This window comes from Verrucomicrobiota bacterium (genome assembly GCA_037139415.1).
Classification (GTDB): Bacteria; Verrucomicrobiota; Verrucomicrobiia; order Limisphaerales; family Fontisphaeraceae; genus JBAXGN01.
Map to the genome: position 1 here is coordinate 1 of JBAXGN010000066.1, position 13579 is coordinate 13579.

Consider the following 13579-nt stretch of genomic DNA (forward strand, 5'->3'; position numbering starts at 1 on the left):
TTTCTTATCCTCTCAGCTATCTTTGACCACTTACACGAAAATATCTAAACCTCCGCTTTTGGAATTGGTAGTGAGAAAAATGTCTTCACATCACGTTTCAATCCTTCTTGTTTCGTTAGTAGTTCATCCTCAAGTGCTTCATGCACACCGCTTGTATGTGAAATGACCATGTTAACGAATAGTTCCTCTACCGGAGTGATCGGCTGTTTGAAAATATCTGCTTTGGGGTCAATAATCCGGACGAGTTCCGGGTGACTGAAGAGTTTTTGCCAGAGTTCGCGGTGATTGGCAGTGATGGCTAGAAGATTGGCAATGCGCCTGGTCTTGGTTTCCGAATGCAGGGCGAAAGCCGTAAAGAGCAGGCTGGCAATGATGCCACCTGTGCTAATGAGGTTGAACCAATTTTCGACAAGCCATTGTCCCATGTCCCCATTGTATCATGATGGGGACAAAAGACGCTAGAGCCGGTCGGGGATATCCCGCTTGGCATTCACGAGCAAGTTGCGCGGCAGGCGGACAATCTTTTCATCCGGCCCGCAACCGGCCGTTTTTGGCAGAAGCGGAGTGGCATCAGCAGTAATGTCGATACCGATTACGGCAAAATCACCATTGTCGAGTTCCCAAATATCCGGGCAGCCATAGCAGCCAACGGTTCGGGCTCCATTAGCGTGCGGGTCAGGGCCAATACGTTTTATGAATTTCATATGCCCAATACTTGACAATAGCAAAGTAACAGTCAAGCCGAATTTTTGATAATTTTTAAGCGTGTCAAGTGCTGGCTACTATCAAGCCGTCTGTGCAGAGGTCATACGCCTTTTGCGTGAAGAACGCAAAAAGCGTAAGCTCTCAAATTATGCCGTCGCACAAAAGTCCGGTGTATCTGAATCCATGTTGAGCTTGGTGGAACGAGGGTTTCGCAATCCATCCATGGAACTCATGCTGAAAATTGCTGATGGGGCTGGCGCTGATCTTCCCGCCTTAATTAAAAAAGCGCAGGCAACCATTTCAAAATTGGGAAGGTAGTTCACGGCTTCGTTTCGATTTGATACAACGGGCCGGAAATCTTGGAAGACGAGCATTTCTCGATGATTTTGATTCGTAGTTTCGTGAGACTCATATCAGCGTATTCCTCAGCTTGATGAATCGTACCTCTTGTAACATTTAATTGCCGCGCTATTTCTGCTTTTGATAAATGGGCATGCTGTCGTGCTGCCTTCGCCAGGCTCGCCAGTTCACCCTCTCCCACCAATCGCTTTTGTTGCATGCCGGGATACCATCACAAAGATTAGCAAAAAGACATACTTTTTTCTTGCAGCCGAATGGCATTTCCGATATGAAGTAGTGGTATATGAAGGAAAATTGTGTCTTGAACAAACCGGTCGGTATTTGGATTCGGGTTTCCACCGAAGACCAGGCGCAAGGTGACAGTCCAGAACACCACGAAGAGCGCGCTCGCAGCTATGCCAAAAGCCGGGGCTGGCAGGTCAAAGAAGTATATGATCTTGCCGGGCAAAGTGGCAAAGCGGTGATGCAACATCCGGAAGCCAAGCGCATGATGAAGGATATTGAACGAGGACATATCACTGGCTTGGTTTTCTCCAAACTCGCCCGATTGTCCAGAAACCGCCGAGAACTAGAAGACTTTGCCGACTATTTTAACAAACACCAAGCCGACCTCATTTCCTTGAGTGAAGCGATTGATACGAGCACTGCCGGTGGCCGGATGTTCTTCCATCTGCTTGGAGTGTTTGCCCAATGGGAACGGGAGGAAATCACCGAACGTATTAACGCATCCGTCCTTACCCGTGCCAAGCTTGGCAAATCCATCAATGGCAGTGTCCCGTATGGGTACCAGTGGAAAGACCGCAAGTTAGTCATCCAACCCGAAGAAGCCGCCATTCGTGCCAAGGCATATAATTTATTTTTGGAATGCCGACGCAAGGGCCAGGTTGCCGGATTCTTGAATGACGCCGGGTATCGCACCCGCAACGGCAGTATCTGGCGCGATACTTCGATTGTTCGTATTCTTGAAGAATCAAGTGCCAAAGGTGTGTATATTTTCAACACAGTAAGGCACACCGGATCATGGCGATATGCACCCAAGCCAGAAAGTGAATGGGGTAAAATTGCCTGTGAACCCATTGTATCAGAAGAACTTTGGAATCAGGTGAACGAGATTATTGAGGAGCAATTGAAGGCATGGAAGAAGCCTGGCAAACCGCCAGTACATTTGTTCAGTGGTTTAACCTTTTGTTCCTGTGGTGCCAAAATGTATGTGCGTGCTGATAACACAAAATACTTTTGTCGAAAATGCTGTAACAAGATTCCCATCATGGACTTAGAGAATATTGCCAAACAGGAATTGGAGGTATTTTTCGGTCAACCGGAACGCATTGCCGGACATTTGCTGGCAGCGAATAAAAACCTAGCTGAGAAGTCCGCACTGCTTGATACCCACCAGCGGGAAATCCAAAAGGTACGTGATGAAATGAAGCAGACCCACCGATTGTATCTCGATGGTCAAATCACTTCCCAAGGATTTGGTGACTTCTACAAACCTGCCGAAGTACGACTGAACCAACTCATGGCCGAACTACCCAAGCTTGAAGCTGACGTGGATTTTGTGAAGGTGAATAAACTGTCCGCCGATGATATATTACATGAAGCTGAAACTTTATATGAACGCTGGCCAAAACTACCATTCCAAGACAAGCGAAAGATCGTTGAATCACTCATTGAAAAGATCACGATTGGCGATGGTGAAATCGACATATCCCTTTCACACTTACCTACTTCTGAAGAACTGTGCAAAAACCAACAAAGCTTAGGAACGAGGTGAGGGGGTATGCAACTCCGGGAATCTCCCCATTGTCAGAATCCCCCGCACCATCATAATTAGCCGCGCAATCTTGACCGTTGGGAGCAGTATTCAGTTCCGTACCCCCTCACCCTAGCCCGCTCCCTTGGGGGAGAGGGAATGCCGCGCGCGGCGCATTGGCATTCCCAATGTCACTCGTGCGCTCTCGCCATGGACGGATTCTGCGCCGGACGCCAAAGCCCCCGCAGACAGCCCATAATCCGCTCCCTCAGCCGCAGAACAGACCTCCTCTCCCCGAGGGAGAGGAAAGAGGTGAGGGGGTATGCAACTCCGGGAATCTCCCCGCTGTCAGAATCCCCCGCACCATCCTATTTAGCCGTGCAATCTAAACCGTCGGGAGCAGTATTCAGTTCTGTACCCCCTCACCCTAACCCTCTCCCTTTGGGAGAGGGAATGCCGCGCGCGGCGCATTGGTATTCCCAATGTCACTCGTGCGCTCCCGCCGCTGACGGATTCTGCGCCGGACGCCAAAGCCCTGCAAGCAACCCATAATCTCCTCCCGCAGCCGCAGAACAGACCTCCTCTCCCCAAGGGAGAGGAAAGAGGTGAGGGGGTATGCAACTCCGGGAATCTCCCCGCTGTCGAAATCCCCCGCGCCAACTTATTATTACTTTCCTGCATTATTTTATTGCACCCCGCCGCCGACCTGATTAGCTTCCCTTCCGCCAGCACGCACACAGAGAAGGAACGACATGGATCGTTACGGGCAAATGGTTGCGGTATCGGGTATCATTCCGACCGGACAACAGGACGCGCTAACCAGCGCGAGCCCCGCCATTTCCCCCGCCCCCGCCCAAACCGTGGCGCGCCTAATCGGCGTATCTGACACGACCACCCTCCCCGGCGAATCATTCCCCGGCCTGGGGCGGGTTTTGCCCGGATCGGGGGAGGTTTCCACCGGGGCGGGGCAGGTTCCGCCCGTACCGGGGGGATTTTCCCCCGGACCGGGGCGATGTTCCCTCGGACCCGCAGAGGTTCCCCCACGGTCCGCGAGGGTTCTGCCCGTGGCGGGGGGAAGTTCCCCCGTACCGGGGCGAGGTTCCCCCGGACCAACAGAGGTTCCCCCCCGGTCGGCGAGGGTTCCGCCCGTGGCGGGGGGATTTTCCCCCGTACCGGGGCGGAGTTCACCGGTAGGCGGTCGGGTTTCGCCGGAGGCGGGGGGATTTCCCCCCCACGCCTCAAAAACGCCCATTTCCTGTAATTTACGTCAAAAACTGGCCCAAAAGGCCCCGCCCGGCAGGTTTTGCCCGGCCAAATCACCAAAAAACCGCCATTATGAGAAATCTCTATTGGAATTCCGGGAATCCCGAAGATGTTTGGGGGAACCCCAACCTTCGCTGGGGCAGCCCGTCCTACGTACTGGAGCCAGGCGATCCTGGCTATATCCCTTTTCCTCCCGTCCCACCTGCAACCATAACCCCATCAAAACATAAAAAGCATATGCAAAAGCATAGTTATATCAAAGAACCCGATCTGGAGTTCGTGCAGCAACTCCTGACGTTCTCAACCAACGCTCCCAAATACATGACGATTCTGGGCTTGACCCAGGATCAACTCACCGCCCAGACCAATGATGCCAAGTACATGGAATACCTCATGACTTGCCTGGACATCTCCCATAATAACTCCAAGAAATGGACGAGTGTCAAAGACATCATGCGTGACGGCGGCGTCATGCCCGCAGCCGGTTTGCCGCTCACGCTCACCTTCCCCACCCCCGTCCCGCCGGTGGACGCGGACATCGAGGGGCGTTTCCGTGACTTGGTTAAAGATATCAAAAAACACCCCAATTACAATGAGGCCATCGGCAAGGAACTGGGCATTGAAGGCATTGAAGTCACCCCACCCGATTACAACACCCTGCAACCGGATCTCAAACTGGACCTGCGCAACAACGGCGTGTATATCCACTGGAACTTTGGCCATTACCGCTTGTTCCTGGACCAATGCAAAATCGTCGTGGACCGTGGCGACGGCAAAGGCGAAGTCCTGCTGGCCATGGATAGCACCCCCAATTATCTGGACACCACGCCGTTCCCCAGCGCCGCCGCCAAGTGGACCTACCGCGCCGTCTATATGTACAAAGACCAGCAAGTCGGCCAATGGAGCAAGCCCGTCACCATCAACGTGGGCTAAGCCGGGGAAAAAACCGCTCGACAACCACCCACTGCCGCGCTTCTATTAAGAAGCGCGGCGGTGGCCGTGAAAATTCATATTACTAAAATGAGTGCACAAAATAACGCTGGGGAAGCTGAATTTCCTTTTGATAGACAAACTGTGTTCGATGCGCTTATCAGGGCAATTGCGCTAATTGAGGGAATGAGCGTTCACTCATCCGACCGTCTTAGCGGCCGAGTTGTTATAAAAACAGGAATGAGTCTTTTCTCCTGGGGTGAAAACATCCCCATAGGACTAACCGAATCAGGCCCGAATAGAACAATGGTGCGTGTCTCTTCCGCTCCTAAAGTCGGCAGTTCTATCACTGGTTTTGTTGATGATGGTATCATTGTGGGGGGAGACTTTGATTTCGGAAAGAATCGAAAGAATATCGAAAAGATTTTTGCCGAACTTTCCCGTGAGCTAAGCAAGTTAACTCCAGTTGCAGAGCCAAAAAAGAAAAAGTGCCCCTTTTGTGCAGAGTTAGTTCAACAAGAAGCAATCAAGTGCCGATTCTGTGGGAGTGACCTCAAGCAGAAGCCGGAGGAGGAAGTACAATACGCAATAGCGGAGGACGGTTCTGTTCCTCCGGTACTCCTTGGGAAGGAGGCATCCACTCCAGTACGTATTGGGAACGAGGTGCATTTTGAGTGCCACACCTGCCAACAACCGATTGCAACAGATGTTGAAGCCAGAGGCCAAGAATTTCGTTGTCCAGAGTGCGGCGAAAATCTCGTGGTACCGAGTGTTTAAAAATCTTGTCTTGAAACCGTGCAATTCATTAACAGAGCACGCGTTTTTCCCAATGCCACGAGTGGCCTTTTTCTGGATGGTCGACACCATGAAAATCAACCGGCCACCGGAAACAACGAACAAAAATTAGTTCAATAATACTGTAATGCTACTCACACGCACATGGATACGAAACATGCAAAAGAGCTGATACTAACTGGCCTAGGAACACTACTGGCAGCATTAGTGGTCGGCAGATTAACAGCGCATGGTGATGTGAGCATGCCAAAGTCAGTCCTAAGCGGCGGAGGAATGCTGGTTCTCGGTGTTCTTTCGTACACATTCGTTTTGTGGCGTCGCGACCAGCACAGAGAGCGCATCAGATTCGCAGAGGAGCATGAATGGCTTGTTTGCCATTGCACCCAGGAGGGGACGATTTGCGTTATGAAGTACACAAAAGAGGGGCCAGGGTATCACCACTGTCCAGCCTGTAAAAATGACTATCCGGCCTAACGAGTTGTGGCCTCCGACGCTAAGAGTCAGTGATCCGGTGTGGCTGCGCTCGGCGTTAGCAATCCAAAACGAAAACGGGGTCATTCAATAACCAAACCACCGGCGTCTTATTCGTTTAGCCGCTGGGCGATGGTTATTTCAAGGCATCCTTGCCATCGGTGAGCCATTCGAGGTTGAAGCGGGCGAGGGTGAGGCGGTCCCCGGCGAAGCCGGACTTTTCACCGCGTCCGTAAAAGCAAAGGATGGTGCCGCGTTGGGTGACGGCAATATCACTGTAGCAACTCCAGCCCGGCTCGATGGGTTTGGAGATGACCCAGGTCCGGCCTTCATCGTAGCTGAGTTTGACCGTGAGGTTCTTGCGGTCGCGGCTTTTGCCGGGGGCCTCTTTGCCATCGGCGCGGGTGAGGTTGTCCGGGTTGCAGAAGAGGATGCGGTGCTTGCCGCCCGCCGGCGCGGTGGAAAGGCGGATGATGCCGCCCATGCAGATGGGTTCCACCAGGGCGTCATCGAACTTGGGCGCGGTCCAGCCGGTGGCGCCATCCGGGCTAAAGGTGATCAGGCGGCGGTGTACCTTGGATTCGCTGCGCGCATTGAGCATCACCCGGCCATCGGCCAGTTCCAGGGCGACGGTTTCATTGGGGTTGATCCATTCTTCCGTGCAGGGCAAGGCGATGTCCCCGGCCTGCCAGGTGCGCCCGCCGTCATCACTGTAAATGGTGGCGGTGACGGATGGCCGGTGGGCGTTGCCGCCGGTGCCGGTGGAGAGCCACACGGGGACGATCAAGCGTCCGCTGCGAAGCTGAATGCTATGATTGGGGCCGGTGGCGAGGACTTTCCAATCGTACGCGGGCCGGAATTTCTCGAAGGCGCTGGTGATCTCCATCGGGGCGGACCAACTCACGCCGTCATCCGTGCTGCGCTGGTAGAAGCAGCGCAGGTATTCGAGGCAGAACAGCATGTGGACCGTGCCATCGCGGTCGGCGATGACGACGGGGTTGTCATAGGTGACATCCTCGGGATTCACGAACTTCAACTTGAGCGCGACGGGGTTTTTGGGCTTTGGCCCCGGCACATCGGCGACGCGTTTGGGCTCGCTCCAGGTCAGGCCATCATCGGTGGAACGGCGCATGAGGATGTCAATGGTATCCCAGTCATGATTCTTTTTGCGCGCTTCATACCAGGCCAGCACCGTGCCTTTGGCGGTGACGACAATGCCGGGAATATGGTTCTGCGCGTAACCGCCATCGCCGCTTTTGCAGAGGTCCGTTTTATCCAGGAACGGCTTGGCCCCAAGCGCGGTGGCCGGGGGAAGCACGGTGAAGGTAAACAGGCCAATCATGGCCATGAGGAATTTGCGTTGATACATAGGTTTGTACGGTTTGTCTTGGTTCACAATTACGGTTGCTTGATCTCCATCGCCTGAAGGGTCACTGGGCCGAGCAGGCCGGATTCCAGCAAGGGCATGTTTTTCTTGAACGGGTTCCAGGTGGCGAAGGCGTAACGCTTTTCCGGCGGCAGGGATTGGTCGCCGATCAGGCGGTTCGGCCAGAGATTGGCCACGGCGATTTCCAACTGATTCGCCTTGGCCTTCGCGGCGCTGGTGATTTCCACCCGCCATGGGGCGCACCAGGCAACCCCGAGATCGCGCCCGTTAAGCCGCACGCGGGCCATGTTTTTCACTAACCCAAGATCGAGATAGATGCGCTGGCCGCGCGGGACCTGCGGCAGGTCAAAGGTCTGGCGATAGGTGGCCGTGCCGGAATAAAAGCGGATGCCTTCTTCGGGACGTTTGCTCCAGTCTTCCAGCGATGGAAAGGTGATCTGATCCGGCCCGCCCCATTTGGGATCGAATGCCACCTCCCAAGGGCCGGTCAACTCGGTGATTTTGGCGAAGTCGCAAAAGTTCGGCCCGCGGGTTTTGCCCGGCGTGGACGTCTTTCGGAAAACGATGAAGCCGGATTCGTTCGGTTCAAACCGCATGGGCACAGTGGTGCGCCCGTCTTTGACAAAGTATTCCGGCAGATCGGAAATATCGCCGATCAGTGGATTCCAGAGTTCCGGCGCTTTTCCCGAAACCCGGAAGGTGCAATGGCCGCGGATCGTTTCGCTGGTCGCATTGGCCACAAAGTAAATCTCCGCCTCCCCGGTGCTCCGATGCGTATAGCGGAGCGGCAACTCCGATTGAAAGTCAGGCGGCACGCCCATCTTCTTCAAAAGATCGGCCACCACGGTGTAATCGCCGTACTGCTCGGGATTGGCGGGCGGTTTGCTGTGATTCGACTGCGAAAGCGGATCGCCCGATTCTTTTTCAGTTTGTGCTGTGGCATCCCGGATCACCCGTCCTCGTCCCACTGGGTGCTCCATTCCAGGCTGGCCGTTGCTGTTTCCCCAAAGCGCATCGGCCAGTAGCTTCACCTCATCATCACACTGCGGATAACCGCTGAGACTGGGTGACTTCAGCGGTGGTGCCCCAATGATGGTGGCTCCGGCCTCGGCGAGTTCCTTCACCTTGCGAAGCAAGGCCGGAGTCATGGTTGGATTATTGGGCAACACCAGGACCTGGTAACTCATGCCGTCCGGCAGCACCAGCCGCCCGTTATTTACCGAGACCCGGGAAATCAAGGTTTCGGGCGCACAACCGTCAAAGTTGTAGCCGCGCCGATCCGGCAATTCGCCACTCAGGGCCGACTTGGGTGGCAGGAACACGTGCGGCGCACCCTCTGCCGCCAGATAAAGAATATCCGCGACAGGCAGGCCGTGTTGAAGCAGCGTCTGGCAGCGGGCCAGGTAGGCGTGATACGCGGGAACCATGTCCCACCAGGTTTGCGTGCGTTCCCAGTGGACGCCGTAAGGCCCCATCGTCATGCCGGGCTTGCGATCCGCCCAGGGCTGATGTTGAAAACGGTGAAACACAATCCGGTTGATGCCCGCGCAAAACGCCCAATCACCCTGCGATTTCATTGCGCCGGGATATTGTTGCCAGCGCTCGCTGGAACCGGAGGTAAACGCTTCGGCTGCGATGATCGGGCGTCCCATGACGTGTCCAATGGAAACCGATTCAATGCAACTGAACTCGGATTTGAAGCCATAGCCTTTGGACCAGAATTCGCACATGGGCACATCCGCCACGCTGCCCAGACTCAGATCCCCGGCGGGGTTCATATCATAGGGTTCAATGGAAAGGCCCATTCCATTGCGGTGTGCCAGGTCTTTGAGGTGTTGCGCATGGTTTTCCACGGCCAATTCCTGCGCGGTGCGGCGCAGATCCCAGAGAAAGCGCTCGGAGATTTCCACGCTATCCACGATGCGCCCGGATAGTGCGGGCAAGTACCGCAACAGATCGTACCCGCGTCGCTTTTGGAATTCCTCCCGCATTCTGCCGGTCCAATTCTGCGAACTCATCTCCCAGCTATCAATGTGCAGCATCGTCCAGCCGACCCCCGGCTTGCGGGGACCCACCGCGCGCAAGAGGGGTTCCACGAATGCCGCGAAGTGCGCATCCAATGCCGCCGGATCGAGTTTGTCGCATTCCAGCCCCAAGCCGGGCTGCGGCGCGGGCCGGGTTCCCTGGCCGGTGCTGGTTTTTCCCAGACGCATGATGGTCCACTGGCCGGGCGGTACATCCCATACCAGTCGGCCTTCCGGGGTGAGGCGGGAGGTCAGGTCAAGGATGCCGCTGCTGGCGATGCATTGCTCGACTGGAATCTTCGCGTGTTCAGCCGGCGCTGCCAGCCATGGTTTGACGCCGGGCTGTGAGGAAAACGGTGCGCGTTGATACAACGCCTTTTCTTCGATGTCCTCGATGCGTTGGTTGCCGGATGGAGTGGGAAACGCCAGCACCGCCACGTCCCGGTAAAAGGCTTTGCGCTCTTTTTCAATGTCAGCCGGCAAGTGGCCATCGCCAAAAAACGGACGTCGCGGCAGCGGGCGGGGCAGGGGCGCATCGAAATGCATGGGACCACTGGCGAGATTGGTTTCTGATGACACCAGATGCTGCATGGATTGTTCGGGCTTGATCCAGGGACCGCCACTGCCGGTCCAGCCCGGTCCCGCGTTCAGCGTGATTTGTAATCCCAGACGTTCCGCCTCTTTGACCGCATGGCGAAAACACACCTGCCATTCCGGGCTCATGAATTTTACCGTGCCACGGGGAATGCCGACGTCCACTTCCATCATGATCACGCCCCCGATGCCGGCTTGTTTCATCGCTTCCAGGTCGGCGGTCATGCCCTCCTGGCTGAGATTGCCATCCATGAAAAACCAATAGACCCAGGGCCGGGCGGCCGCCGGCGGTTGGGCGAAGTCCTTGGCCAGCTCCGGTATTCCACCGAAGGCGCAGGCGCAGCCAAGGCACACGGCGAGAAGGGTTCGATAAATCATCATGTTCAGGTCAGGGCATTATTCTGTGTAAGCGCGCACCTCGAAGATGCGGGCGGATTTGTCACCGTTGGTGGCATGGACCAGGATGCGAATGCGCTGCGTGGCGACCTCCGGGAAACGGTGAATGCGGCGGCGTTGAAAATTATCCTTGGCCGTGGCCACGTCCCGCCAGCCCGTGGCATCCTGGATTTGCACCGAATAGTCGCGGACGCAGCGGGGCGGCAAAGGCGTGGTGGCCGACCGTTCGTTCATGTCGGTGTCAAAGGTGAGGTACACGGTATTGACCTTGGTGGCCCGCCCGAAATCCAACTCGAGCCATTGCGGCAGGGGTTGCGCGGGATCGGAGGCCCATTGGTTCATCTGCTTGCCGACCGTTCGTGAAACCCCGTTGATGACATTTTCCGTCTGGTATCCGGCTTGAGTAATGATGGGCGGGTCGGTATATGTGGCGTAATACTGCCCTTTCACGGATGACCATGGCCGGTTTGGCCCACCGCCATAAGCCCGCGATGATTCCAATGGCGCCTGGGTCATCATCACCCATTCGATACCCTTGGCGGCCGGAAGCCAAAACCAAACAAAGGGATCATCCACCCGGCAATTGACGGTAAATTTTACCCACGCCTGTTTTTTGGCAGGCACGTTGGCGGTGGCGGTCGCCAGGTCATTGGCGGCGGTGAAGTCCCCGGCGCTTTTGCCGCCGCGCACATGCAAGGTCAAGGGCGTTGCTTCCGTTCGCTCGGAGCGCAAGAGCACATAAACGGTCTGCAGGGATTGATTCACGCCGCGTGGAAACTGTATCCCGCGCGGCATGGCAAGTTCATGGCTGTCGTGCGTTGTGATCCGGTTTTTGTCGAACGAATCACCCGCCGACACGCTGGATGCCGTGATTTTGGCAGTGCGCGCCAAATCCAACGGGTCTTCATTCTTCAACTCGGGAATGTATTGGTCGTGTTTCAGCAGGGTTTGCTGCAGCAGGTCAAGGTGCTTCAGGCCCAGTGCTCGCGGCGTGGCGTTTTTTTGCAGGCACAGGGCGGCGGCTACCCCCACGGCCTGGCCCAAGGTTGCAAGCGTCCCCTGCACGCGCACTGTTCCCAAGGCGATATGTGTCACGCTGACATCGCGTCCGGCGAAAAAGAGGTTCGCGATATTGGTCGAATACAGGCAGCGATAGGGGATGGTGTAAATGGGGACGCGTGTATCGCAGTAGAACGGCCCTTCTTTGCCGGAAAACACACCTTTCGGATGATGCACGTCAATCGGCCAGCCGCCATAGGAAATGCGGTCGGGGAAAACGGTGCCATTGAGCACATCCTGCTGGCGCAGGAGATAATCGCCTATCAGCCGTCGGGTCTCCCGTTTGGCGTTCATGAAAGGCACATAGGTCAGCACATGGGCGCGGGCTGTCTCGCGTTCCTCCCAGTGATTCTTGATGAAATTCCAATAGGCAAAACTGATTTTGATCAGCTCATCCCGTGCCAGTTCGGGATCCCAGAGGTCGTCAATTTCTCCCGGATGTTCCAGCCACCACTCGCCGGTGGTGACGTGTCTGATGCGGCGTCCAAATTGATCCGCCGGCGGTAGTTTGGGTGCCCACACGGGGGGGACATAAGGAACGTTGCCACCGGTTGGTTTGGCATGAAATGAGATGGCGTAGTTGCCCATCAGGCAGCCGCTCATGGTGATCTTGTCGGCTCGGGGCGGCGCCAGGTCCTCGCCGAATTCCTCGCGCGCTTCGCGGCCTAGGCGGAACTGGGCTCCGGCGAAGTACCCCAGCCATCCGTCCCCCGTGCAATCAATAAAATACCGGCCGCGCACCGTGCTCTGGCTGCCATCCAGGGTATTCACGGATTTGGCCTGGGCGATCGTTCCCGGGTTGCTCATGGCCACTCCAGTAACCCGGTGATTGTAAAAAATCGTGAGGTTGGTTTCTGCTTCCGCGAGCATCCGGAAACTTTCGCTCATGCGATCATGGTGGTACTTTGCCCGCAGCCGTCCGGCTTCCTCGATGATGCCGCTTTCGCGCGCGTTGGGATGCGTCACGCTCGCGCCGCACATTCCCACACCCAGTTCATCGCTGGCATTGCCGCCCAGCACCGGGCGATCCTGCAGCAGCGCGGTGCGTGATCCCATCCGCGCGGCGGCGATGGCCGCGCTGCAGCCGGCCGCACCCGCTCCCACCACGACCACATCAAAGTCGCCTTCTGGTTTGGGTTCCAGTGATATACCGCTTAGCCGCGCCCGTTCCAATTGCAGTTTGGCCAGATCGGCTGGCGGAGTGTAAGTGAGGTCGGTGGTGAGCAATAGTGCATCGCACCGGCCAAAGTAACCGGTCAAGTCATGCAGCGTGATGGTGGTGGAACCTGCTGGGAGTGGGAAATCCCCGGCGGATTCCCAAATCCAATCCGTCGTCGGAGCCGCCCCGAATACCTTTTGGGAGCGGGTGTCGCCCACCAGAATGGTGAATTTCCCGGGGGCGTGGTCCTTGATCCAGTTTTTCGCCCGCACCCACACGCGGTACGTGCCGGCTTTGGTGATTTGCACGGGTGTTTGTGCATCTGCGATGGGGCGGCCGACCCCGGCGGCAATGAGATACGCGGAGCCCATTTGTTGCACAAACTGGGTGTCCAGCCGCCAGTCCCCGTAATTCTGAAAATCCTCCGCTTCGATCCAGAGAAAACCATCCTGGACCATTTTGACTGGTTGGGAAGGTTTGCGGAATGAGGTATAGGAAGTGATGGTTTCGATAGGGTATTCCGGGGTTTGTGCCGAAAGCCAATTGGCATCCGCCAATCCGGCCAACGCTAACACCCAAAGCCCATTCAATAACGATATCGCCAGCTTCATGGGCCTGATTAGACCGCAAGTCGTTACTTTGCGCCATCGGAAAATGGTGCGGCGAGATTTTCCGGAAAATCT

At 55.9% G+C, this 13579-nt stretch carries 10 protein-coding genes; 4 read left to right on the forward strand and 6 right to left on the reverse strand.

Annotated elements, in window-relative coordinates; genetic code table 11:
- Positions 1–44 precede the first annotated feature (44 nt).
- The gene (locus WCO56_13140; GenBank protein ID MEI7730515.1) at positions 45–425 is read right to left on the reverse strand and encodes a hypothetical protein; all 381 of its coding nucleotides are present in this window, start codon (positions 423–425) and stop codon (positions 45–47) included.
- Between the two features lie 33 nt (positions 426–458).
- Entirely contained in the window at positions 459–740 is a 282-nt protein-coding gene (locus WCO56_13145; protein MEI7730516.1) for a hypothetical protein, read from the reverse strand.
- Between the two features lie 25 nt (positions 741–765).
- Here WCO56_13145 and WCO56_13150 point away from each other — a divergent pair, with 25 nt between their 5' ends.
- Positions 766–1023: a helix-turn-helix transcriptional regulator gene (locus WCO56_13150; GenBank protein MEI7730517.1), complete on the forward strand. Its 258-nt coding sequence runs from the start codon at positions 766–768 to the stop codon at positions 1021–1023.
- Position 1024: 1 nt separating this feature from the next.
- Here WCO56_13150 and WCO56_13155 read toward each other — a convergent pair whose 3' ends face one another.
- Positions 1025–1264 carry a hypothetical protein gene (locus WCO56_13155; GenBank protein ID MEI7730518.1) on the reverse strand — a complete coding sequence of 80 codons (240 nt, stop codon included), beginning with the start codon at positions 1262–1264 and terminating at the stop codon, positions 1025–1027.
- 102 nt (positions 1265–1366) lie between these two features.
- Here WCO56_13155 and WCO56_13160 point away from each other — a divergent pair, with 102 nt between their 5' ends.
- The 3 genes from WCO56_13160 (at position 1367) to WCO56_13170 (ending at position 5788) form a co-directional block, all read left to right on the forward strand.
- Positions 1367–2839: a recombinase family protein gene (locus WCO56_13160; GenBank protein ID MEI7730519.1), complete on the forward strand. Its 1473-nt coding sequence runs from the start codon at positions 1367–1369 to the stop codon at positions 2837–2839.
- Between the two features lie 1479 nt (positions 2840–4318).
- A complete protein-coding gene (locus WCO56_13165) occupies positions 4319–5014 on the forward strand; it encodes a hypothetical protein (protein MEI7730520.1) in 696 nt (231 codons plus the stop codon).
- Between the two features lie 66 nt (positions 5015–5080).
- Positions 5081–5788: a hypothetical protein gene (locus WCO56_13170; protein ID MEI7730521.1), complete on the forward strand. Its 708-nt coding sequence runs from the start codon at positions 5081–5083 to the stop codon at positions 5786–5788.
- A gap of 625 nt (positions 5789–6413) precedes the next feature.
- On the opposite strand, the gene WCO56_13175 is transcribed toward WCO56_13170, so the two are convergent.
- Genes WCO56_13175 through WCO56_13185 form a run of 3 tightly spaced genes read right to left on the reverse strand, consistent with a single transcriptional unit; the run spans position 6414 to position 13507 of the window.
- Complete coding sequence (locus WCO56_13175; protein ID MEI7730522.1) at positions 6414–7646, reverse strand: sialidase family protein; 1233 nt, start codon at positions 7644–7646, stop codon at positions 6414–6416.
- 29 nt (positions 7647–7675) lie between these two features.
- Positions 7676–10663: a glycosyl hydrolase gene (locus WCO56_13180; protein MEI7730523.1), complete on the reverse strand. Its 2988-nt coding sequence runs from the start codon at positions 10661–10663 to the stop codon at positions 7676–7678.
- A gap of 15 nt (positions 10664–10678) precedes the next feature.
- Positions 10679–13507 carry an FAD-dependent oxidoreductase gene (locus WCO56_13185; protein ID MEI7730524.1) on the reverse strand — a complete coding sequence of 943 codons (2829 nt, stop codon included), beginning with the start codon at positions 13505–13507 and terminating at the stop codon, positions 10679–10681.
- Between the last annotated feature and the right edge of the window lie 72 nt (positions 13508–13579).